Source organism: Vibrio mediterranei (assembly GCF_013364395.1).
Lineage (GTDB): Bacteria > Pseudomonadota > Gammaproteobacteria > Enterobacterales > Vibrionaceae > Vibrio > Vibrio mediterranei.
In genome coordinates, this window is record NZ_JABXGK010000008.1 from 460,639 (window position 1) to 484,086 (window position 23,448).

The following is a 23,448-nucleotide window of genomic DNA, read 5'->3' on the forward strand; positions in this document are numbered from 1 at the left end:
TAATTGAAGTTAGTAGCCGATTAATTGGCCAATGAATAGTGCGACCCAGCTTAGTCCGTATACCATAAGCATGAATGGCATAATGGCTTTAAGCCATTGCTCGTAAGAAACTCGTCCCAATGCCAGCATAGCTAAAGTACCGCCCGATGTTGGAACAATTAGGTTGGTTAAACCATCGCCAACTTGGAATGCAGTAATCATCAGCTGACGACTCATTCCTACTAAATCAGCAACAGGAATTAGAATCGGCATAGTTACCATTGCTTGCCCTGAACCTGATGGAACAAACAAGTTGATAATACCTTGCACGACACTGGCTACGATCGCAGAGATCGCAATTGGCATATCTTGGATTAGAGAGCTAAGTGCATTAACGATGGTGTCGATGATCTGTGCTTGATCTAGAATCACCTGAATGGATGCCGCGACACCGATTACCAAGGCACCTGCGGTTACACCTGATGCACCAACCATCATTTCCTTGACGATTTGGTTAGCATTCATTTTGTTGATGATACCGATAACAATCGCCATGAGCAGGAATAAACCTGCAATCTCATTGATGTACCAACCATTGGCGAAAACACCGTAAAGCATCACACCAAGGCCTGCAACAAAAGCAGCAAGCGTGAGCTTGTTCTCCCGATTCATCGAGTATTCGCTAAGATCTTTCTTAAGGCCGGCGGAGTCATCTTGTTCTACAAAGTCCATTTTGGTGACTTTCTTGCAGATAAAGAGTGAAAGAAGAGCCAGCGAGGCGATAACAAGAGCGGTACGCAGGCCAGCGCCAGAGAAAGTAGGCAGTTCTGCAATACCTTGAGCAACACCTACGGTATATGGGTTAATAGGTGACAAAGCAAAACCGACACCGATACCACCCACTGCCATTACGGTACCTACTAGGCTTGAATAACCGACCGCCGCGGAAATCAAAACAGCGACTGGGACCAACGCAATGTTATTTTCAAAACCAACCGCAACACCGAAGAAACCATAAATAAACGTACCAATAGTGATTATTAGGTTACGGTTTTCTACTCCTACGCGATTTACTGCGACACCAATAGCATTTTCTAATGCTCCGGAACGTTGCAGAATATGGAACAACCCACCAGCGATAAACACAATGAACAGGTAAGGTGCTGCACTAATCAAACCTTTCGGAATGGCGACGAAAATATCAAAGAAATGCACCGATGGTGCATCTTGAAGATACGTAAACGACTCAGGAACTACCGTTGTTTTTCCATCAACAACGGCCCTTTCAAATACGCCTGCTGGAACGATAAATGTGAGCAAGTAAGTTGCCACCAAAATGCCAAAAATTAAGACCATAGGGTCTGGCATTGACTTGTACCAGGGGCGTTTCGATGTTGTGTCAATCTGATTGGTCATTTCCATGTCCAATATTCTCCATAGTTTGATTCTAGGTTGATTCTTTACGTTTTTATATCGCTAGGCAGAATTCTTTTAGTACTTGTAAAGATGCTTGTAAGTCTTCCTGAGTAATCGCTTCGTCAGGATGATGACTTACGCCATCAGTGCATCGCATGAACAGCATTGCGATGTCGGTTAGAGAGCTGACCGCGAGGCCATCGTGACCAGCTCCACTGAATAAGGTTTTCGGTTTAATACCACAGGTTTCGATAGCTTGAGTTAGCTTATCTGACAGGGCCTTTGAACATTGAACGGCTTGTTGCTCATAGGTCTGCGTATGGTCGTAACTGAGATTGAGTGCATGAAGTTGTTGCTGAATAGACGTTAAAAATGTCGCTCTTGCTTTACGGCGCTTCTCATCAATAGGAGAGCGAAGTTCAACGGTAATATGCGTTTTCTGTGGGATGACGTTCACGCCGTTAGGGTAGTTTTCTATTTTTCCTATCACGCCAACGAGATCTCTATCACTTTTACACAGGGCGTCAAAAGTGCTGATTACACTTGCTGCGCCGACAAGAGAGTCTTGGCGGTTGTGCATTGGAACAGTACCAGCATGTCCCGCTTTGCCATGAATGGTTATGGTATGTCTTTCTATCCCAGTGATAGCGGATACAACACCGACTGGCAGTTGTTCGGCTTCAAGCTGTGGGCCTTGTTCTATGTGCAGCTCAACAAAACCAATGACTTCTTCTGCGTCGTAGGCATCATTTTCTATTTGCTGTGTCTCACAACCAAAGTCGTGAAGTGCGTCTTGCAGCGATACCCCTTGTGGATCCTTAGCGTCGAGCATTGCAGGGTCGAAAATACCGGAAATGGCTTTCGAGCCGAGTAGTGTTGATTGAAAGCGAGTGCCTTCTTCATCACTAAAGGCGATGACATCAATGTTGTACGGAAGTTGAATATCTTGCTGGTTCAGGTGGTGAACGAGAGCGAGTGGGGCAACGACTCCCAAAATTCCATCGTACTTACCACCATTAGGAACGGTGTCTTGATGTGAACCAAAGATGAGAGTCTTTGCGTTTGATTCCGCGCTGGCGTATCGGCCAATTAGGTTGGCGGCATTGTCCATTCTCACTGACATGCCTGACTCCATCATGTATTGCTTAAGTAGATTGATGGCCTCTTTATGTTCTTTTGTGGCACAAAGACGGGTTACGCCTTCTACATCAGGGTTGGTTGTCTCAGAACATTTTGCTAGTTGCTCAAGCCAATCCCAAGCTAGTGATGAAGTGGATGCAATGGTCATATTTATTCTCGTTTTTGATGCTGCGCTTACTTATTTATCATGATAAATTGGCAAAATACACTATTTATCATGATAAATGCAATCGATGTCGTCGCTTTTGTGAGTATGATTTGTAACGATATTGAGAGCTGATAACCTTGTGTTTTAAGGTAACTGCTTCACCCGACAGGGAGTTTCAGTTACCGTAGACATTGAAATCGAGTAAAAATAGAGGTGTCTTTTGACCGTCAAAAAACGACGAACCGAAAACGTAGCGTCAGCGATTAAAAAATGGATTGTGGAACAGAAGCTTCAGCCAGGAGATAGACTTCCTAATGAAGTGGAAGTGATGGAAATGTTTGACGCCTCAAAAAGCACAGTGCGCGAATCGATGCGACTATTAGACGCTCAGGGGCTATTGCAGACAAAAACGGGTCCCAAAGGTGGTGTCTTCGTTTCCGAAGTCTCTGAAGAAAAAGCGCAAATGTTGCTGAGTAATTATCTATTCTTCAAGGAGACTTCAATTGAAGATTTGTATCAGCTACGTCTCGCATTAGAGCCCCAACTTGCCGCCAGTTTAGCGGGTAAACTAACGTCGAATCAGCTCAAAGAGCTAAAGGACCAAACCAAATTGTATGCTGAGCCTCCTCGTGATATTTATGAAGAGCGAGAGCATCACTTAGCGTCGATTGAATTCCATCGTATTTTGGCAAGTTTTTCCTCCAATGAGTTACTAAAACTGGTTATCCGTTTTACTGCTCAAATGTTGTCAGATATGACAATCTACAAGAAGCTATATGAGCCAGAAAATTACGATCTCTGGCGCACAGGTATAGATAGCCAACTTTCATTAATTGAGGCATTGAGAGTTGGTGATTCTGAAATGGCGTATAAAGTCATGCAGAAACATATGAAAACCGCGTTGAAACTAATGAAACTTCAAGAAGTTGAAATGGAGAATCGTTTTCTTGATGTAATTTAGGTCATAATGACTCAGGTGTGTTTTAATGTTGTGATTGTGGTCTAGGTCTAAATGACTGTTTTAATTGTGATTTTTGTGTTAAAAGTCTTTAATTACAATAAGATAAAAATTGGCACACGTTATGCTATAGAGACTTCAGGAATAATCAGCTTTGGCAAAGTACCAAGGCACGAATTAAAATACTGGAGTCCTCATTATGTTCTGTATTCAATGCGAACAAACTATTCAAACCCCTGTTGCTAAAGGGTGTTCTTATACTCAAGGTATGTGTGGCAAAACGTCTGAAGTTTCTGACCTACAAGACGTATTAGTGTATACCCTTCAAGGGGTTTCATTCTGGGCCGATCAGGGTCGTAAATTTGGTATCGTAGACCAAGAAATCGACCAATGGGCGCCTAGAGCATTCTTTTCTACGCTAACTAACGTTAACTTCGACCCTGAACGCATCATCGAGCTCGCCAATCTGGCTGCAACATATAAAGCGCGTCTTCAAGAACAAGTTCAAGCTGCCTCTCTAGTACAAGGTATCGCGATTGATGAACTTTCTCCTGCGGCTCAGTTTGACTTACCAACTACAAAACAAGCGCTATTAGAATTTGCTCCGACTGCAGCGGTAAACCGTGGTCACGATAGTTTACATGAAGACGTGATTGGCCTTCGTTTACTCTGTCTCTACGGCCTTAAAGGTGCAGCCGCCTACCTTGAGCATGCTCGTGTGCTCTCTCAAAAAGATGAAGCGGTCTATGGTGAGTATCACCAAATTATGGCTTGGTTAGGTACTGACCCTGTCGATTTGGAGCCATTACTGAATACCTCGATGCAAATTGGTCTTATGAATTACAAGATCATGGAAATGCTAGATAAAGGTGAAACGGAAACCTTCGGTCACCCTGAGCCGACTCAAGTTAACGTTAAAACGGTAAAAGGCCACTGCATTCTAGTGTCTGGTCACGACCTTCATGACTTAGAGAAAATCCTTCAACAAACAGAAGGAAAAGGCATTAACGTCTACACTAATGGTGAGATGCTCCCAGCTCACGCTTATCCAGAGCTTAAGAAGTACCCTCATTTAGTCGGTAACTATGGCAGCGCATGGCAGAACCAGCAAAAAGAGTTTGCCAACTTCCCTGGTGCGATTGTAATGACGTCTAACTGCCTGTTGAATCCTAATGTCGGTCAATACGCGGACCGTCTGTTCACGCGCAGCATTGTAGGTTGGCCAGGTGTGGCACACATTGAAGGGGACGATTTCAGTCAAGTGATTGAATGTGCACTTGCACAAGACGGCTTCCAGCACGACGAAATTGAACACATGATCACGGTTGGGTTTGGTCGCAATGCGCTAATGCAAGCAGCACCAGCAGTCGTCGAACAGGTGAAAGCGGGCGCAATCAAGCATTTCTTCTTGGTTGGTGGTTGTGATGGCGACAAGGCAGAGCGCAGTTACTACAGCGATTTTACAGCTCAAGCTCCGGAAGATAGTGTTATTCTGACCCTGGCGTGTGGCAAGTTCCGCTTCAACAAAAACCAGTTTGGTGACATCAATGGTATTCCTCGCCTATTGGATGTGGGTCAGTGCAATGACGCTTACTCTGCTATCCAATTGGCATTAGCGCTTGCTGATGAGTTTGATTGTGGCATTAACGAATTGCCACTGACTCTCGTCCTATCTTGGTTTGAGCAAAAAGCGATTGTCATTTTGCTGACACTCTTTGCTTTAGGCGTTAAAGGCATCTATACCGGCCCAACGGCTCCTGCATTCCTTACAGATAACCTGCTTAGCATCCTACAAGAGAAGTTTGATATGCGCGGTATTTCTACCGTAGAAAACGACTTAAAGACGATTTTGGCAGCGTAAAAAAGTACTAGAAATGGCGTTTAAGACGCCATTTCTTACTCAGAGGAATGATGTAATGGCATGGTCCCAATCAGATACGATAGAGCTGACATGTACTAATAAGTGGTTTGAAACACCAGATTCGGTATCGTTTGAACTTGCTTCAAAGTCCGGCGAGACTGAATTTCAATTCAAACCGGGTCAATTCTCATCGCTTGGCTTCGATATTGACGGCAGTAGAGCGTATCGAGCTTATTCAATTAGTTCAGTACCGGGGAGTAAAACGCTTAAATTCACGGTGAAGCGCGTCGCGGGCGGTTTGGTGTCAAACCATATTGTTGAGCAGCTTGAAGTTGGTGCTCAGGTAGAAGCGTTAGCACCGCTTGGTCATTTCAATAATATTGACTGTCAGCCCAAAAACAAAGTCCTAATGATCAGCGCGGGATGTGGTATCACACCTGTCATGTCCATGGTCGATCAATGGCTTGTGGACGGTGCAGATGTCAATATCGAATTTCTCCATCTTGCGAAGAGCAAACAAGATGCAATTTACTTTGATAGGTTGGTTGAGCTTAACCAAACGGTCGATAACTTCGCACTAAAAATGTTGCTTGAGGACAATTCTGGCACAGATTTTCCGCAAGGTTTGATAAATCTTGAATGGCTAACGTCGTTAATTCCTGACTTTCATGAACGCACCGTTTATTTGTGTGGTCCAACGGGCTTTATGGAGGTAGTCAAATCTTCCCTAGAGCAAGCCAACTTTGATATGTCGGAGTTCCATCAAGAAAGTTTTACGCCGACTGATGTTACGGTAGACATGGAAGAGGGCGTTGTAAAAGTAGCGGTGCCTGACTTTGGCGTTGAGCTTGATGCTGATAAGGGAACCTTGTTAATTGATGCCTTAGAGAAGGGAGGCGTGCCGGTTATTGCAGCTTGCCGCAGTGGTATTTGTGGTTCATGCAAATGTAAGGTGAAAGTTGGCCAAGTAGACTCTACCAGCTATGAAACGTTGACTGAAGAAGAGAAAGCTAATGGATTTGTGCTGGCTTGTTCCAGTACCATTAAATCGGATGTAGAAGTGAGCTTGAACTGACGGATTGTTGATAATTTGCACTGTTTTGGGAGGGCGTATCGACTAGTTCGAGCGCCCTTTTTTTTACGGGGTTTTATATCAATTCTAGGTGTGACTTTTTGAGCAAGACGAACAAGATTGTGCTTGCTTGATCAACTGCTGGAAGTGAACATCATCAAATGACTTTGAAGTGGGCTCAAAGTGAGATTGAGGACAAGGGTTGGTCACATAATGACTGGGACTCAATAAGGCATAGGCAGCGAGTATGGCGATAGCAAGAGCGAAAAGACGTTTCATGGTAAATCAATATGAAATAAGTGATGAGTTACCATAACGAATGGCTGTTAGAACGTCGTTTCTAAGAGTATTAATAATGATTAATACTATCCTCAGTGCTATTCCATCATACGCGGAAAGAAAATACGGGTTAGAATAACTACCACAGTGATAATCAGATACATCATATAGAGCGAATGCAGGCGGTTACTCGGATATCTGTGAACGTAAATCAGTCGAATATAGAAAATACAAACGGCTGCAATGAGCAGCAAGATAACCTCTATCAAGTTTCCCAAGCTCTGTGCACCTACGCCAAACACTGCCAGTACAGACCAAGCAGCGAAGACCATTAGAGGCAAAAACGCATCTCCCCAACTCAACGCCCCTTTGCGGTAGGCGTGAACACCCCCCGGAAAGGCGACTAAGTAGTACGCGCTTAGACAAAAGCAGAAAAAAACGACCAACACGGCTCCTCCAATTCATTGATAAATAAATTATTGCACAGGCGTATAGTTATATCTGTGGAGAAGTGTCATAGGTTTGTATGGAAGCAAGGGGAAGGAGTGCGAGAAACAAAAGCGGTGAGTACAATTCGCGTTGTATTTGCTCTATTGACTCACCAAGAACGGTTAGACTAATGCGCTCAGAGATTCTAGTGCAGATGCACGGCTTTCTGCGGCAGGTTCATCACCCATGTTTAGCGCTTCGGCATAAATGAATTCCACATCCGTCATACCAAGGAAGCCTAAAATCGTAGCAAGATAATCATTCATACTGTTGCGAGGTGTATCTTTGTGAATGCCACCACGAGTAGTCAATACCACCACTTCTTTCCCTTGGATAAGACCAACAGGTCCGGTGTCAGTGTAGGTGAACGTTACGCCAGCACGGGCGATAAGATCAAAATAGTTCTTAAGCTGGGTTGGAATCATGAAGTTGTACATCGGTGCCGCAATAATCACTTTGTCTGCGCTCTTGAGTTCCTCAATGAGGTGGTCTGAAAGTTTGACAACCTCCTGAAGTTCTGGCGTTAAGTCTTCGCCATTGCTGCGAAGAGCTGTTGCCACTTCCATGTTCAATACTGGTACTGGATTAGTGGCTAGGTCACGAATGATCACTTCGGATTTACCTTCAATAACTTGATCAATGATCTGATTTGATTGAGAGTAATCACCTAGAATGCTGGACTTTAGAACAAGAGTTTTCGACATATCGTTATCCTTTTATGGGGAAGTCACTTTCGCTTCCTAAACAATGCGTCCAGTTTAATCAGACGAAGCGTGTCTGAAAAGTCACTAAATTTGAGAGAGAAGTTCGAAATAACTGAACAAGAAATTAACCACAATTAAAGTGGATCTATTTATGCAGGACAATAAGGAATATTTGGATTTTTCATTACTTATTGGAGTTTAATTATGCCTAAATGGATAACATTGTTGATGGTGTTCGGGTTTATTGCCTTGGTTTTCTTGAGCATCATGGCTTATTTTTTCGGGATGCAACTCATTGTTTACACAGCATCTGAATGGAAAAACAGTTGGTTAGTTATTGCTGGTCAACTCGTTTGGTTCTTCTTCTGTTTGTCTTTGGCCATCGGCGTACTAGATAGGACTCTGAAAAAAACAAAGATGCACTTTACTCGCGCATCTTGAACCAAAATGGAGCTTGCTTTCTTTTTATTGATATAGAGCAGGGTAGTGCTTACGATTTTTCCATTGCTTTACCCTTCCTCGTTCGACTGAGCCAAACGCATTTTGATATAGTCCAAAAATAGTTTGGTTCTCGTATGCTCATAATCCAGTTTAGGGTAATAGGCGTAGACGGTAGAATCCAAAGCTTGGATCTCGGGCAGAACTCTAACTAAAGCGCCAGACTTGACGTCTTCTTTGATCATAACGTCGTTACTGATTAATACCCCCATCCCATTTTTAGCGGCATAAAACAATGCTTCTGGGTTAGTGGTCGCAAAGTTTCCTGACAGCATGACACGTTGTGTTTTGGATATCTTGTATTCTCGTTGTGGACGCTCACCCCAAATAAGGATGTTATGTTGCTTGAGCTCGTCAATAGATTGAGGAGCGCCAAACTCTCTGATGTAGGAAGGCGCAGCATAAAAGCCGATTCGCTGCTCAAATAATGAAGTTTGTCTCATACTAAGACTATTGAGTGTTTCGAGCTCGCGACTAATAAATACATCTAGGTTGGTATCTGGAAGCTGACCGGGAATTGTAGTGGTCAGCTGAATTCGAATGTCAGGATATTGCGTCAGAAATTCGTTTAAATACTGAACCAGAAATTTGGAGCCGACGGCGATGGTTGCGCCTATTTTTAACAATCCTGCCGGTGTTTCATTGACCGAGCGAGTCTCGTCAATGATGGACTGAAACCTATCAAGAGAATCTTTTGAGCGTTGATAGAAAAGCGCACCTGCTTCTGTTTGGGTGACAGAGCGAGTGGTTCTTTTTAGAAGTTGGACACCGATACGTTCTTCAAGCCAGTGGACGCGTTTGCTGATGGCTGAACTAGTAGTATTAAGTCTTCGGGCTGCACCATTGAAGCTGCCTTCCTCGACAACACGAATGTAAGTATTAATACACGATATCCAATCCATATGCGCTCCGAGATTGTTTCCTGTTAGGACGTATTCTGTTTCCTTTATAGTGTATTATCAATGATTCATACGCAATATAGAATGTGTGTATGAATAGAAAACACAATAAATCTTTTAATAAAACACCTATGTTGCTCGCGATGATGATCATCGCAACGGGTCAAGTAGGCGTGAGCATTTACTTACCTTCACTTCCACTTATTAGCGAAGCCCTATCGATTGGACATGCGGATGTTCAGATGCTCGTGACACTGTTTTTGGTTGGTTTCGGACTTTCTCAACTCTTTTATGGTCCTTTGTCCGATGCTATTGGCCGACGTCCCGTGTTTATCCTTGGTCAAGGAGTTTACCTAGTCGGAACACTGCTGTGTATTGCTTTAAATGAACACTTTACCGCGTTAGAAGTAGGTCGATTGCTTCAAGGACTCGGAGCCGGTAGTGCTTCCGTGTTGGGACGAAGTGTACTTCGTGATAGCTATGACGGAAAACAACTTACCAAGGCGCTGTCTTATATTTCGGTGACGGCTTCGGTTATGCCTATTATTGCCCCTGTCTTTGGTGGCTGGATTGCATTTCACTTAAGCTGGGAAGCAGTGTTTGTTTTCGTCTTGGTATATTTGGTCGCTATCTTCACGCTTGGCTGGTTCATCTTGCCGGAAACCTTGCCTTATAAGCCTCGTAAATTCAAAGTGACAGAAGTGATCCATGGCTATTCAAAGTTAATTGTTAACCCTCAAGTGATTGGCAGCGCAAGTTACAACTGGATCAGTTACCTAGGTGCAGTTGTCTCTTTAAGTTTATTCCCATTCTTAATGCAGCATCAGCTTGGTTTAACTGCGGCAGAATATGGAACGGTAATGATTATCCCATCAGCAGGTCTTATGATGGGAAGCGTATCGCTCAATATCCTCAATCGGTATTTTTCTAACAACTGGATTTTGTTCCTCGCCATTACCATTATGTCGTTATCGGGTTTGTGGTTGTTAATGACTGAGATGACGGTATTTAACCTTGTGTTCGCTTTTACTTGGCTCACTGTTGCCCAAGGGTTGTCGTTTCCGATTTCCATTGCTTTGTTACTTGGTCCTCATAAAGAAAACGCGGGTGCAGTGTCGGCGTTATCCGGCTCAATTCAAATGGTGATAGCTGGTGTATTTGGTGGGTATTTGGTTGAACGCTGGGTAACTAGCCAAATGACTCTGGGAAGTTTCTATATTGCATCTGCGTTGCTGATGGCAGCCGTTCTTCTAATGAGCCAAATCAGACGCTACGCTAGTGGAACGAAACAAATGGACACTATTGATAGTTAATTGAATTATATCCTAGGTTATTCATCTGACTTACTACCCAGAGTGTCCGCTTGTTAACGTAATCTGACATAGGTGTCGGCTTAATTCGATAAGGGTTGGGCAGCACAACTGCGAGTTGAGCTGCTTGGACTTTACTTAATCTGTTGGCACTGATACCAAAGTAATATTGACTGGCTGCTTCTACACCATAAATACCCGGGCCAAATTCGATAACGTTCAAATACACTTCCATAATGCGCTCTTTACCCCAAATGAGCTCGAGCAGTAATGCAATATAGAGTTCATAAGCTTTTCGAATGTAAGTTTGGCTTGGAAATAACAACACGTTTTTTGCGGTTTGTTGAGTAATGGTACTCGCGCCGCGAGATGGGCTACCACTCTCTGCCAAAACACTTATAAGGGCTCCAAAATCCACACCAATATGATTTGGGAAATTCTGATCTTCTGACGCAATTACTGCGAGCGGCATGTTAGGGTTTATCTGAGATAGAGGAACCCATGTGTGGTGGGTTTGTGTTGGATAACCTTCCGGTGGAAATAGGGTACGAGCTACTTTCCATCCCCAAATTGGCGGATTAAGAAACTTAAGGAATACGACTAACAGAATCGGAACGCCGACTAATATCAAAATTAGATTGATGAGCAGCTTCTTTATCATAGGATTCATTAAGTTATTACTCGACTTGATATGGCAACAGTGTAGATTCTATTTGCTTTAGGTGCAAAACATGCTGTGAAGGAATTGATCTATTGATGAGTGCGTTATAGGGTGAACTAATGATGAAAATTGTCGTCAAAATACAAAATCTTACTCGAGAAAGGAAAGAGTATGTTAGTTAGAATTAGGCCTTATCTACTGGCTGCGTGTGTTACCATTATCCCCCAAGCCTATGCTTCAGAAGCACTTCAGAAAGATGGTCAAAGTGTCACAGAAGGAACTGAAGTGGCTAAAGAAAAAGACCAAGCAGTTTCTGCTAGCGATAATAGTAGTAAATATGAAGCTACGTTAAATAAATTCAAGCAAGCAGACGCAACGCACCCATTTTTCAAAGATGCGTATGGTTATGCACTATTTCCAACCGTTGGTAAGGGTGGTTTTGGCATTGGTGGGTCCTACGGTGAAGGGCAAGTGTATCGCCAAGGCGTTCACGTTGGTGATTCAACGTTAGCGCAGCTTAGCATTGGACTTCAATTAGGCGCACAGGCTTATAGCGAAATCGTTTTCTTCGAAAGCAAAGCAGACTACTACTCATTTACAAGCGGCAGTTTTGAATTTGGTGCTCAGGCATCTGCTGTTGCTTTAACGGTGGGCGCTAGTGCACAAGCTGGTTCAACAGGTGTAGGGGCACAGGCTGGAGACAACCAGACTAAAGCGAATTACATTAATGGCATGGCAGTATTTACCATGACTAAGGGCGGCTTAATGTATGAAGCTTCTATCGGTGGTCAAGGGTTTTCATTTGCGCCAAACAATAACTACGACGGTAAATAAGTCCATTATCCCTTTCAGCTTAACTACTGGTTGAAGGGGAACTTCAATTCGCAGTTAGGTTCTCCGCCCCTCTCAACATAGCTTCAATCAATTCACCCGCATTGAACTTAACTAGCGCTTCATGGGCACCAACTTGATGAGCACGCTCCGTGCACATTTCGCTTGAAAGCGAGGTGTGTAAAATGCGGTAGGCGTGACTGAGTGTTTGGTCATTTTGAACTTCGAAAGCCAGTTCGTAACCATCAAGACCGGGCATTTCAATGTCACTGACTAATATATCGATAGCATCATTTTGCTTTGCTTTAACGCGCATAAACTCAAGGGCGCTATTGCCATCTCGGCAGATATCGAAAGGTATATTGATGTTGTTAAGCGCATCACCTAACTGTTTGCGCGCGATGGAAGAGTCGTCAACCAGCAGAATGTTCAGCGACTTGATTCTTTCGCGCTGGACGTCGGTCAACATTGGGATCTTGGTATCGGCGTACTGTGGATAGATTTTGGATAGTAATAGTTCTACGTCTAGTAGCTGAACTATATGATCTTCAAATCGAGTGACCCCAGTAACAAATACATTTCTACCTGCACTATCGGGAGCTGGCTCAATGGACTTCCAGTCGCATTCTATGATTTTATCAATATCTCGAACCATAAACGCTACAACGGTTCTCAGGCAATCGGTAACCACTAAGTAGGTGTTCGCGTATTCCTCTGGTGCGATAGGTCTAAAACCAATTGCAGCTGCCATATCAATAACGGGGACGGTCAGGCCTCGAATGCTGACAGTGCCAACGACATGTTGATGAGAGTAGGGAATTTGCGTAGTGGGTAAGAAAGGAACGATTTCTCGCACTTTTAGCGTGCCAATGGCAAAACGTTGCTTTTGCAAGTTGAGGGTAAACAGTAACATGCCCTGTGATTGGTTCGCTTTACTGATGCTAGTATTCATTTGAGTTCTTACTCTATAAGCCAATAGATTGATTTTATAAACTTTATTATCAAAAGTTAATGCGGCCGGGAAAGAAAAAAGTTTAGCCGCTTGAAAAGTAAACGTGATTTGTATCTCATTTTCTATTACACTCTGCGCATTCCATCATCCCATAGACGCTAAAAAGGGTAGACAACTAATGGCAAGAACTGCGGCAGCACTTCACATTTTAGTGAAACATAAAGAACAAGCTGAAGATATCATCAAACAGCTGAAAAAAGGCGCTAAGTTTCAAACTCTTGCTAAAAAGTACTCCACTTGCCCTTCAGGTAAAAAAGGCGGCGACTTAGGTGAATTTCGTAAGGGACAGATGGTGCCTCAATTTGACAAAGTTTGTTTTAGTGGTGAAACGCTTGTTCCCCATTTAGTGAAGACTAAGTTTGGTTGGCATGTCGTCAAGGTCTTGTACCGCACTTAGTTCGCAACACCGCTATTCGCTAATAATTAACAGGAAACGTTCCGGCCATGAGCATGAAACAAGAACTACAAAAACTGAATAACCGCCTCGATAAATGTAATCATAAATTGGCTGGTGCCAAATCGCGTGGCGACAATGAGCTGATTTCTCGCTTTACCGATGAAATCGACAAACTGACAAAGAAGATTGCTCAGCTTAAGCACAAGCAGAGCTACGATATGAACAAAGAGCGTAAAAGCTTGCTTGATATGCCGTTTTCTCGTGAGATCACCAAAGCAGAACAGGCGGATATGGGTAAACTGAAAAAGTCGGTAAAAGGCTTGGTCGTAGTGCATCCAATGACGAAGATTGGTAAAGAGCTAAAGCTGAAAGTGATGACAGGTTTTGCTCCAAAAAAATTCTAAGTCTCGATCTAGAATTAACTAACACTAATGGAAAGCGCATCTTTTGATGCGCTTTTTTTTGGATTCTATTCATTGAACTTAATCGATTAAGAAGTTGGTCACACAAAAACTCGAATATCGAAAATTAACTTATTCTATAATTGGTTAAGTTCAGACTTAATCGATTAAGGTGAGGTAATGCAAGGAATCACGACAAGCCAGAGAGCACTTAAGCAGGTAATGGACTCCATCACCTTACCCAAATTGACTAAAAAAGATGAGAAAGAGCTTTATGGAAGATTAGAGCAGCACTTTCCGGCCTTATTTGAGCACTATTACGCTTTGTATGGCACTCGTTATGATTTTTTCCTTTATCTACAGAAACTGGTAGAAATGCTCTGCGCAGGATTCGCATCGCGTTCTCGTAAGCTAAAAAACAAAGATGCGATTCGACTTAAAACACCTAATTGGTTTCGAGATGAAAACGTCCTAGGCATGGCAGTTTATGTTGATTTGTTTGCGGGTGATTTTAAAAAACTGAAAGAGAAGATCCCGTATTTTGAGCAACTTGGCATTAATTATGTTCACTTAATGCCTTTGTATTTAGCTCCAGAAGGGAATAGCGACGGTGGTTATGCTGTGTCGGATTACCGTAAAGTGGACCCCAAGCTAGGTACAGAGAAGGATCTGAAGTCCTTAGCCAATGCCTTAAACGAAGCTGGAATTGCCCTGGTTTTAGACTTTGTCTTTAACCACACCTCAGATGAACATGTATGGGCAAAGCGTGCTCGATCTGGTGACGAGCAATATCAAGAGTTTTACTATTTTTTTGACGACAAACGGGACGTTGATGAATACAACGCTACGTGTCGAGAGATATTCCCTTCAGTTAGGCGCGGCAGTTTTACGTGGTTGGAAGACGTAGAAAAATGGGTATGGACGACCTTTAATAGCTTTCAATGGGATTTAAACTACAGTAACCCAGCAGTATTTAACGCAATCACTGATGAAATGCTATTTTTGGCCAACTTAGGTTGTGATGGCTTACGTCTCGATGCATTAGCGTTTATCTGGAAGGAGAAGGGGACTCAATGTGAAAGTTTGCCAAAAGCGCATACTTTGATTCAGGCATTCAACCTCTGCTTACAGATCACAGCTCCATCAATTTTATTTAAGAGTGAAGCCATCGTTCATCCGGATGAGGTCGCTCAATACATTGATAAAGATGAATGCCAATTATCCTATAACCCATTGATGATGGCTTTGATGTGGGAAAGCTTGGCAACCAGAGAAACCAAGTTACTCACAGCGTCTTTAAAGAAAAGTTTTGCTATCTCGCCGGATTGCAGTTGGGTGAACTATATACGTTGTCATGACGACATTGGCTGGACTTTCGATGATGCTGTAGCAGATCAGCTGGGTATCAATGGGCATGACCATCGTCAGTTTCTCAATCAGTTCTATACAGGTAAGTTTGAAGGGGCGTTTGCCAATGGTATCCCATTCCAAGAAAATCCAGAGACTGGGGATTGTCGAGTGTGTGGATCTTTAGCATCGCTATGTGGTTTGGAAGCAGCGATGCAATCTGGACATCAGCAAGATATTGAGTTTGCTGTGAAACGAGTCAGATTGCTAAATAGTGTCAATTTGAGCATTGGCGGTGTACCGTTGATTTATCAAGGTGATGAACTCGGGATGTTCAATGACTATCAATACGTTAACGATCCACACAAAGTTGATGATACTCGTTGGGTTAATCGTCCAGCTATTTCGGAAAAAGACATTGCGATTGCTCAAGACCAATGTGATCCGCGAGGTCGCATTCATCAACAGCTAATAGATATGATTCAGCTTCGTCAATCTCTGCCAGTGTTAGGTGTGGCGGAAACGGAAATTCTAGAGACGTATCGGCCTCATCTTTTTGCTTATGTCAGAAAGGCAGCTAATGGTGACCGACTATTGGCTATATGTAACTTCAGTGAACATCGGCAAACCATTCCAACATCCATATGTGATATTTTGGGTTCAAGAGAGGTGCAAGACGTGCTTAACCAAGAGCGAAAGCCCTATCACCAAAACATCATTTTTGATGCGTATGATATTAAGTGGTTGAAAGTAGTAGAAAACTAACTCGTACTATGCTCATTAATCAAAGTGACTACAAGCTGTGAGCAAGCTCACAGCTTCATAGGTGGCTTATACACACGCTATCATTTTGTTACAAATACCGACTCTAGCTTCTAAGAATGCGGACAAGTGAACCATTACGATTTTTATATCATAATTTTCAGTCACTTATATGTTTTCTTTGTCGTGTGAGAGTATCGGCTTTTCCCAAGATTCCGTTGCCTTTTTTAGCTACGCCCAACCCCTCAACCAACAGAAAGTGGCTTGAGGATGAGTTGCTAACTGGTATGAACCTTATAATTTCGTTCATTAGTAGTGAACCCGGTTAAAGGGGATGGACCAATGTCAAAGACAACGAACAACCAAAGCAATGTGATTTTACATGCGTTTGATTGGCCTTATGCGCTGGTGGCTCAGCGAGCAAAAGAAATAAAGGAACTTGGGTATCAGACCGTATTAGTTTCACCGCCAATGAAGTCATTTCGTGACAGTAATGAAGTGAAGTGGTGGCAACTTTATCAACCTCAGGATTATCGAGTTATCGATAACAAGCTTGGAAATACCGAAGACTTCAAAGCAATGATGTTGGAATTGAATGATGTGGGTGTATGGGTCTATATCGATGTGGTTTTCAACCATATGGCCAACGAATCGGCGGCTAGACTGGACTTACAGTATCCAAGCAATAATGACATGCAAAGTTATACCGAGCATCGTGCCTATTTCGAACAGCAAAAGCTATTTGGCGATTTGGATGAAGCACTGTTTGATGAGCATGATTTTGTTGAGGCGTTTGGGATAGAGAATTGGAAAGACCGTTGGGAAGTGCAAAATGGTCGACTAACAGGAGGCCCTCAAGATCCTGGTTTACCTACTCTGCGAACCAGTTCTCATGTTATCAAGCAGCAACAAGCTTATCTCTTAGCGATGAAGAATCTCGGAGTTCGTGGTTTTCGTATAGATGCTGCTAAACACTTGACCATCGAGCATATAAAGCAGGTATTTACTAAGGAGATAACTCAAGACATGCACGTCTTTGGTGAGATAATTACCGATGGCGGAGCGACGGAAGAAGAGTATGAACTTTTCTTGCAACCTTATTTGAAAGAAACTCGCTTAGCAGCTTATGATTTCCCTTTGTTCAAAACGGTGTACGAGGCTCTAGAATCTAAAAGCGGAAGTTTGACGGCATTAATTGACCCATACTGTTTCGGGCAAGCGCTTACTAACGAGCGCTCAATAACCTTTGCTGTGACACACGACATTCCTAACAATGAAGTATTTAGCAACCTTGTAATGAGTGAAACCAACGAATGGCTTGCGACGGTATACATCTTAACTCGTGATGGAGGGGTACCTCTTATCTATTCTGATCTCGACCCTAGTGGTATCAAAAATACCAACGAGGAGCCGAGATGGGTCGAAGGTTGGAGGGACCAGAAGTTGTCTCATGTGATACGCTTTTGCCACGCAGTTCATGGTGAACCGTTTGAGTTGCTGGAAGCGAATGACGATCTTTTAGCGTTTAAGCGAGGTAGGAAGGGGATTGTACTAATCAATAAATCGACGCGCCCGAAATCAATCAACGTCGACCTTAATGGACTGTATAACTCGGTTCTAACTCGACAATCGGTTGATGGAATAACAGGAAATATCCACGTAGCGGCTGGATCGGCAGAGTTATTGATATGCGGTGAATAAAACAAAGCCCTCTGTGAAGAGGGCTTTGATGTGACTGTTTTATTTGGTGTATCGAGTCAGCAATTCGATGGCGTATTGCATTCTCTCTTGATCAATTTCTTGTTTCGGCAGCAATCTATTTCTGCCATCTTTCACTTCGTAAAGACCATTACCTTTTAGTGAGAAGATCTTATCTTCGGAGACCACGGCATAGTCACCATAGTCTGCGATAATTGTGTATGGTCGATCAACAAACTGACCATAAAGATCTTCGCCCACAGTGTAATCTTCAAGATCATTGGTGACACCTAGGTAGTTCTTCATTAGCGTTGGAACAAGGTCGAAATGCGTAGTCAGTTTGCCCTTTGGCCACTGATTTGCCGCTTTGTCTACTCCGGCACCTAACATGATGAACGGTACTTTAACCTGAGCTTCAGTGAAGTTACCGTTGTGTCCCCAGAAGTTCTGGCCATTGTCGTTTAGCTCTTCACCGTGATCACCTGTAACGATAATTAGTGTGTCGTCATAAGTACCAGCCTGCTTAAGTTTCTCAACCACGTCTTTGATTTTACTATCTACAAAGTGTGTGCTAGTTCGGTAACGGTTAAAGATTGGCTCTGGGTCGGAGTCGTTACTGCGAACAAATGGGTTATTTGGTCCAGACATTGGCTCAAACTTTGGCTCATAATCGTCAGGGAAAATAAAGCCATGTGGTGCATCAAAGAACAAAAATGAGAATGTTGGTTTGCTACTGTTGACGTCATACCATTTCATCCAGTCGTCGACCAATTCGATATCGCGATCAGCCGCTGAACCTTGGCTCTTGCCACGAATTCTCAAGTTAGGAATCTTAGCAAATATGGTTCGGTTAAATTCTGGTGATTCGATGTGAGCCGAAGTAAACACTCCAATCTCATAGTTTAACTCTTGCAGTCGGTCCATCAAGACGGTAGGACGTTGATTGGCAAGCATTGGATGCCAGTATGGACCTGGTAAGCCATAAAAAAGTCCAAACGTACCCATACGTGTTGCATTACCGGAAGAGTAATGTTTATCAAATGAAAGACCCTCTTGAGACATTTCATAGACGGTAGGCATGTATTTTGGAGTAACGGTATCTGGACGCCAAGAGTCAATCAGTATTAATACGATATTCTTTGGCTTTTCCGGTGCATTACCAACTAGTGGGTGAAGAGGGTAATTCAAGCCACCTTGCATTTTAGGCGCTTTTGCTTGTTTCTTTGCTAGCTCTTCTCTACTAATGAACCCGTGCCTCATCAAAAACGAATTAGCGATGGTTGGGTAGAATAGTGGAAGGTATTGGTTAACAAAAGACACAGGTTGGTAAGCAGTGGCCGCTGCCCAAATATGTATTCCATGGCTAGCCAGCGTAGTCGCTAAGAAAAGGGGTAGAAATGCCTTACGTAGTTTTTTAGTAATAGTAAATCTACCGACTTCCATCTTACCTAAAGCCCACCACTGGAAGCCAAAAACCACTGCCAATCCAGTTGTAAGCATCGCCCAAGCCGAAGCCGGAAACTCGACAATTTGGCCTGACATAACTAACGAGAGAACCGGGTAATTCAAATGGAACCGATAGAAGCCGAACACCATAGTGTCTATGAATAGAAACGTCAGTGCGATAGTTGCTAACAGTGCCAGTATTATGCGTTTCGCTTTAAAGGGCAGGAAGCATAGAACTAAACCTACTAGCCAAAACACAAGAGCGAGTAGGCTCATGTGACTGAACAAGCTTGTTACAGCAAATGAGAATTGAACCCCATCAAAAGGGACCTCAGGAAAGTACAGGAAGTAGCGAGCGCCTATAAGGGTTGCCAACAGCGCATTAAGAATCCAAAACTCATAGTAAGGACTTAGCTTAGTTTTTAAGTAAGTAAACATGTTCAATAAACCAATATGATAGATGGCATTTAAAATCGTGATAACGCTATATCGTGCGTTGTCAAAGAAGCGCGTATTGTATGCGAGTGAAAACAAATTTGAAATAAAAACGATACAAGGCTTGCACATTGTTACAAAGCCCCATGTATTTCGATGAATGGGGCCTTATTTGAGGTCGTTTAAGCGAGAGAAATCAGCTTATTAACCAATTTTTCTATGCCGTTGTTGGCTTCTGAAATGGTTGTTGCCAGCATATAGGCTGGTGTAGACACCACGTTGTGTTGCTCGTCGTAAACAATATCATCCACAGCGCATATAACGTGTTGACCTCCTAACGCCGCAAATCCGGCTGCAGTGTCTGAGTCGTTACCTATTGTTCCTCTGACGTCATTTGGATAAATCAATGGAATGATAGTCGGGGCAATACATAAATAACCTGCAGGTTTCCCAGCTTCAGCAAAGGCACGGCATGCACTCGCTACGTGTGTGTTAATGGAGCATTCTGCACCTTTAATGGCAAAGTCAGTAAGGTTCTTGGCTGCGCCAAATCCACCTGGAAGTAGTAGTGCATCAAAATCATTCACATCCAGCTTTTCGACGTCTTCAATATTCCCTCGCGCAATACGGGCAGATTCAACGAGTACATTACGACTTTCTTCCGTTACTTCCCCTGTTAGATGGTTAATGACGTGCAATTGCTCAACGTTAGGAGCGAAACAGTACCACGTTGCATTAGCTTTCTCTATAGCGTGCAGGGAAAGCACAGACTCATGAATTTCAGCGCCATCGAATACGCCTGACCCACTAAGAATGACGGCTATTTTTTTCATACTGATCATTTCTCCTTGTTATTAGGGCATTAAGACTTTAGGACAAAATAGGGCACTTTGTCTGCTTGCTATGCCACAGAATGCTAGTTGCTTCAAACTACAAAAAAGCCACCCGTTAAGGGTGGCAAAGGGAACCGATAACTAAAATTTGCTATCGTAAGTGGACCTGTTTAAATTGAGTAGAAGAAGTAGAGTTGCGACTTCATTCTCAAGATGATGCCTCGAATGACGTCTAAGAAAGCAAGAAAACCTATCGGTTTTTCTCCACTTACCCATGCTAGTCCAACGGCACCGACCGGGATGTCATAACCTTCAGTCTCTTGTATTTTCAAGCGCACAAAGTGATGCTTGTTATTCAGGTTCTTACCAGTAGTGGTGCGTACTGACTGGTCAATAGCAAGCAATGTGCCTTGCGATTCACCCGTCGCTTCAACAATACCTTCCACTTCTGCGGCAAAAACATGTCCCGGATAAACGGATGTAGAGAATTCAGCGGGTTGTCCAGCTTTAATGTTTCGAATAGCTTGGTGATTAACACGCATCAGTACATACTTTTCGTTGGTGTACATTTGCAATCGTGGTACTCGCGATAACAGTTGCCCTTCACGAAGAATGAAGTTGGTAACAAAGCCATCAGTCGGTGCATAAACTTTGGTGCTGTCGAGGTCCCACTGTGCGCGTTCGACAGATTCCGTAGCGTTTCGCAAATCATTCCTTCTGCTGTCTACAGCAAATTCATATTTACTGATAGAAAGTAGTGCTTTATTTGCATCTACACGGCGTTTATCAAGTTGTGCTTCGGTAGTCTTTACTTTGTGTTTTGCCACTTCAACAATGCTAATTTGCTTGTCTATATCACTTTCGGTGATTGTGTTACTAACCACGGCGTTCTGCTCTTGGAAGCGTTTCAGCATTTTTCGTTGTAAGGTGTAATCGACCTGCGCAGAGCGAAGCTGACTTGCCGATGTTTCAACACTCTTTTGTGCAGAAAGATAGCTAGATTTTGATATTTCGACATCTTGGATCGCGCTATCTAACGCTACTTGTGCTGCGTCGTGTTGTATTACCGCTTGATCTAGTGCGATTTGATAAGGTTTTGGATCAATCTCATAGATGAGTTGACCTTTCTCAATCTGTTGGTTGGGCTTGATGTGCAACTTAACGACTTTCCCCGTTACATTAGAGGAATCTGGACGAAGCTGAATATGCGGAGCCTGAACTAGAGAGCCACCGGAGAGATCCATCGGGGTATAGTTAATCAACCCCACCCAAACGAACATTAGCCAGCCAACGCCACCAATATACGCGAAGCCTTTAGAAAACTTGTTCCATGGCATACCTATTAACCGCAGTAGGTATATAAACAGAGCCCAAACTGCTAAACCCTCTAACATGTTGTGTTCTCCGTATTATCTTCTTTTCCGTGCCAAATATCTCTAAGTCGAACAATCGCTTTTTCCATGTCTACAAATGCAATGATGACGGCCAATACCCAAACCCAATGCCAGATAAAGCCTATCCATGTGAGAGCGGTGATTAGTCCTAGCTGATGGTGATCTTTGCTGTGTGCTTTATTAATAGGAAGCTCGTGAATACGCCAAAACCCATATACCGCGGCAACGACACTTGCGACTAATACGATTCCTGATACGACGTGTAATGCGGTGTCTGCGCTCGTTCCGACAAATGGGACACTCAGTAGGCTCATTGATTTACCTTATAAGATTTAGAAGAAACAAGAGTCTATTCGACATAGAAATAATCATTTACAAAATGATAGATTTCATCAAGAATCAATATGTTTTGAGGCAATTAGTATCATCTGGTGACGATATGTTTGAGAATGTACACTTTGTAAGAGCTATGGGTATTGCGGGGCTGGTCGGAAACCTGCACAAAACCTATGGTGTAAGACCAGAAGAGTTGGGGATCCCAGCTAAAGCCCTCGAGTTTCCAATGACACTGATCCCAGTTTCAGTTCTCAATCAGTTCTACGAGAACATTGAGTTGATAACAGGAGATCAGGATGCCGTACTTAATCTTGTCAGCCAAATGTCGATTGATAGACTAGGTTCTATGAGTCGCTGGTTTTTCTCAGGTCATGATCTTGCCTCGACCATTCGTCGAATTAATTTTGGTATTACTTGTATTCAATCTGGGGCTTTTCTCAGTGGCGAAGTAGTGGGTCCAATTGTTAAGTGGACGTATTACAACAGCTCAATTTCTGCAGCCGCAAAAGCCGATGATGGTGTCAGAGTTGCAAACTTCATGTGTAATGTATTGAAGCGCTATCTGGGGGAAGAGTTTGTTCCTGATCGTGTTTGTATATCAGGTACCAAGTCAAATAGAAGTAAATACGAGGCCTATTTTGGCTGTCCAATTGAATGGGGGCACAATCAAACAGAGGTTTGGTTACCCAACAAGCTGCGATTACAGGGCAACAAGATACCGTCATTAGCCGCAGAAAAGCTTTCTATGAGTTTTGCAGATCTCGATAACTATTTGAACATGCCAGACTCTCAAGATCATATGAAAGTGTTGTATGAAGTGGTGAATTATTCGCGACATTTTGGGATTCCAACATTAGCAAAGGTGTCGGAATTGTTGGGCCTGTCGGAGCAGCAATTACAAAGACGGTTACAAGCGTCTGGGTTAAACTTTACCTCAGTGGTAGGATTCGTTCTATCCGGGGAAGCGGTGAAGCAAATTGTGCTAGGCACACCTATGGAACAAATTGCCGAGAGCCTAGGTTATACCAATATGACCAGCTTTAGCCGTATGTTTAAGAAATACCGAGGTATTACTCCAAAGCAGTACCTAAACAACTACCTTTCCGCTTACTAATCTGAGTTTTTAAGCTACATCTGGTTGA

At 43.1% G+C, this 23,448-nt stretch carries 23 protein-coding genes; 11 read left to right on the forward strand and 12 right to left on the reverse strand.

All coding sequences use genetic code 11. The features are described 5' to 3' along the window. Nucleotides 1-9: 9 nt before the first annotated feature. Nucleotides 10-1,401, reverse strand: a complete 1,392-nt coding sequence (locus HOP38_RS19140; protein WP_006069110.1) for a YfcC family protein — start codon at nucleotides 1,399-1,401, stop codon at nucleotides 10-12. 46 nt (nucleotides 1,402-1,447) lie between these two features. After that, a complete protein-coding gene (locus tag HOP38_RS19145; RefSeq protein WP_198558722.1) occupies nucleotides 1,448-2,683 on the reverse strand; it encodes a M20 family metallo-hydrolase in 1,236 nt (411 codons plus the stop codon). A 220-nt stretch (nucleotides 2,684-2,903) separates the two neighbouring features. On the opposite strand from HOP38_RS19145, the gene HOP38_RS19150 reads away from it, so the two are divergent. From HOP38_RS19150 to HOP38_RS19160, 3 genes are all read left to right on the forward strand, one after another. Beyond that, entirely contained in the window at nucleotides 2,904-3,644 is a 741-nt protein-coding gene (locus HOP38_RS19150; protein ID WP_006069108.1) for a FadR/GntR family transcriptional regulator, read from the forward strand. Between the two features lie 196 nt (nucleotides 3,645-3,840). Further along, nucleotides 3,841-5,502 (forward strand): hydroxylamine reductase, encoded by a 1,662-nt coding sequence (gene hcp, locus HOP38_RS19155; protein WP_006069107.1) that lies wholly within the window; start codon nucleotides 3,841-3,843, stop codon nucleotides 5,500-5,502. A 55-nt stretch (nucleotides 5,503-5,557) separates the two neighbouring features. Continuing rightward, nucleotides 5,558-6,577: an FAD-binding oxidoreductase gene (locus HOP38_RS19160; RefSeq protein WP_124941846.1), complete on the forward strand. Its 1,020-nt coding sequence runs from the start codon at nucleotides 5,558-5,560 to the stop codon at nucleotides 6,575-6,577. Between the two features lie 84 nt (nucleotides 6,578-6,661). On the opposite strand, the gene HOP38_RS19165 is transcribed toward HOP38_RS19160, so the two are convergent. The 3 genes from HOP38_RS19165 to HOP38_RS19175 form a co-directional block, all read right to left on the reverse strand. Then, entirely contained in the window at nucleotides 6,662-6,853 is a 192-nt protein-coding gene (locus HOP38_RS19165) for a hypothetical protein (protein WP_038166299.1), read from the reverse strand. A 98-nt stretch (nucleotides 6,854-6,951) separates the two neighbouring features. Continuing rightward, complete coding sequence (locus tag HOP38_RS19170; RefSeq protein WP_171390484.1) at nucleotides 6,952-7,302, reverse strand: hypothetical protein; 351 nt, start codon at nucleotides 7,300-7,302, stop codon at nucleotides 6,952-6,954. A 162-nt stretch (nucleotides 7,303-7,464) separates the two neighbouring features. After that, nucleotides 7,465-8,046, reverse strand: a complete 582-nt coding sequence (locus tag HOP38_RS19175; RefSeq protein WP_031493742.1) for an FMN-dependent NADH-azoreductase — start codon at nucleotides 8,044-8,046, stop codon at nucleotides 7,465-7,467. 204 nt (nucleotides 8,047-8,250) lie between these two features. On the opposite strand from HOP38_RS19175, the gene HOP38_RS19180 reads away from it, so the two are divergent. Continuing rightward, the gene (locus HOP38_RS19180; protein ID WP_006069103.1) at nucleotides 8,251-8,487 is read left to right on the forward strand and encodes an HD domain-containing protein; all 237 of its coding nucleotides are present in this window, start codon (nucleotides 8,251-8,253) and stop codon (nucleotides 8,485-8,487) included. 68 nt (nucleotides 8,488-8,555) lie between these two features. Here HOP38_RS19180 and HOP38_RS19185 read toward each other — a convergent pair whose 3' ends face one another. Beyond that, nucleotides 8,556-9,446, reverse strand: coding sequence for a LysR family transcriptional regulator (locus HOP38_RS19185; RefSeq protein ID WP_198558723.1), 891 nt, complete (start codon nucleotides 9,444-9,446; stop codon nucleotides 8,556-8,558). 89 nt (nucleotides 9,447-9,535) lie between these two features. On the opposite strand from HOP38_RS19185, the gene HOP38_RS19190 reads away from it, so the two are divergent. Next, nucleotides 9,536-10,756 (forward strand): multidrug effflux MFS transporter, encoded by a 1,221-nt coding sequence (locus HOP38_RS19190; RefSeq protein ID WP_006069101.1) that lies wholly within the window; start codon nucleotides 9,536-9,538, stop codon nucleotides 10,754-10,756. Here the strand turns inward: HOP38_RS19190 and mtgA are convergent. Then, nucleotides 10,743-11,423 (reverse strand): monofunctional biosynthetic peptidoglycan transglycosylase, encoded by a 681-nt coding sequence (gene mtgA, locus HOP38_RS19195; protein WP_006069100.1) that lies wholly within the window; start codon nucleotides 11,421-11,423, stop codon nucleotides 10,743-10,745. The genes HOP38_RS19190 and mtgA overlap by 14 nt on opposite strands. Nucleotides 11,424-11,585: 162 nt before the next feature. On the opposite strand from mtgA, the gene HOP38_RS19200 reads away from it, so the two are divergent. Beyond that, nucleotides 11,586-12,248, forward strand: coding sequence for a lipid-binding SYLF domain-containing protein (locus tag HOP38_RS19200; RefSeq protein ID WP_198558724.1), 663 nt, complete (start codon nucleotides 11,586-11,588; stop codon nucleotides 12,246-12,248). Between the two features lie 43 nt (nucleotides 12,249-12,291). Here HOP38_RS19200 and HOP38_RS19205 read toward each other — a convergent pair whose 3' ends face one another. Then, nucleotides 12,292-13,197 (reverse strand): chemotaxis protein, encoded by a 906-nt coding sequence (locus tag HOP38_RS19205; protein WP_031496647.1) that lies wholly within the window; start codon nucleotides 13,195-13,197, stop codon nucleotides 12,292-12,294. Nucleotides 13,198-13,375: 178 nt separating this feature from the next. Here HOP38_RS19205 and ppiC point away from each other — a divergent pair, with 178 nt between their 5' ends. The 4 genes from ppiC (at nucleotide 13,376) to HOP38_RS19225 (ending at nucleotide 17,865) form a co-directional block, all read left to right on the forward strand. Then, on the forward strand, nucleotides 13,376-13,654 hold the full coding sequence (gene ppiC / locus HOP38_RS19210; RefSeq protein ID WP_004737764.1) for a peptidylprolyl isomerase PpiC: 279 nt from the start codon (nucleotides 13,376-13,378) through the stop codon (nucleotides 13,652-13,654). 47 nt (nucleotides 13,655-13,701) lie between these two features. Continuing rightward, nucleotides 13,702-14,058, forward strand: a complete 357-nt coding sequence (locus tag HOP38_RS19215; protein WP_006069097.1) for a YibL family ribosome-associated protein — start codon at nucleotides 13,702-13,704, stop codon at nucleotides 14,056-14,058. 177 nt (nucleotides 14,059-14,235) lie between these two features. Next, nucleotides 14,236-16,167: an alpha-amylase family protein gene (locus tag HOP38_RS19220; RefSeq protein WP_198558725.1), complete on the forward strand. Its 1,932-nt coding sequence runs from the start codon at nucleotides 14,236-14,238 to the stop codon at nucleotides 16,165-16,167. 339 nt (nucleotides 16,168-16,506) lie between these two features. Further along, a complete protein-coding gene (locus HOP38_RS19225) occupies nucleotides 16,507-17,865 on the forward strand; it encodes an alpha-amylase family protein (protein WP_198558726.1) in 1,359 nt (452 codons plus the stop codon). Between the two features lie 39 nt (nucleotides 17,866-17,904). Here the strand turns inward: HOP38_RS19225 and HOP38_RS19230 are convergent, their stop codons facing one another. From HOP38_RS19230 to HOP38_RS19245, 4 genes are all read right to left on the reverse strand, one after another. After that, nucleotides 17,905-19,746 carry a DUF3413 domain-containing protein gene (locus HOP38_RS19230; protein WP_198558727.1) on the reverse strand — a complete coding sequence of 614 codons (1,842 nt, stop codon included), beginning with the start codon at nucleotides 19,744-19,746 and terminating at the stop codon, nucleotides 17,905-17,907. A 179-nt stretch (nucleotides 19,747-19,925) separates the two neighbouring features. After that, complete coding sequence (gene elbB / locus HOP38_RS19235; RefSeq protein ID WP_006069093.1) at nucleotides 19,926-20,576, reverse strand: isoprenoid biosynthesis glyoxalase ElbB; 651 nt, start codon at nucleotides 20,574-20,576, stop codon at nucleotides 19,926-19,928. Nucleotides 20,577-20,746: 170 nt separating this feature from the next. Beyond that, nucleotides 20,747-21,970 (reverse strand): HlyD family secretion protein, encoded by a 1,224-nt coding sequence (locus tag HOP38_RS19240; protein ID WP_006069092.1) that lies wholly within the window; start codon nucleotides 21,968-21,970, stop codon nucleotides 20,747-20,749. After that, the gene (locus HOP38_RS19245; protein ID WP_031493189.1) at nucleotides 21,964-22,284 is read right to left on the reverse strand and encodes a hypothetical protein; all 321 of its coding nucleotides are present in this window, start codon (nucleotides 22,282-22,284) and stop codon (nucleotides 21,964-21,966) included. The genes HOP38_RS19240 and HOP38_RS19245 overlap by 7 nt, the downstream gene beginning before the upstream one ends. A 125-nt stretch (nucleotides 22,285-22,409) precedes the next feature. Here HOP38_RS19245 and HOP38_RS19250 point away from each other — a divergent pair, with 125 nt between their 5' ends. Next, nucleotides 22,410-23,420 (forward strand): AraC family transcriptional regulator, encoded by a 1,011-nt coding sequence (locus HOP38_RS19250; RefSeq protein ID WP_038221595.1) that lies wholly within the window; start codon nucleotides 22,410-22,412, stop codon nucleotides 23,418-23,420. The last annotated feature ends 28 nt before the right edge of the window (nucleotides 23,421-23,448 follow it).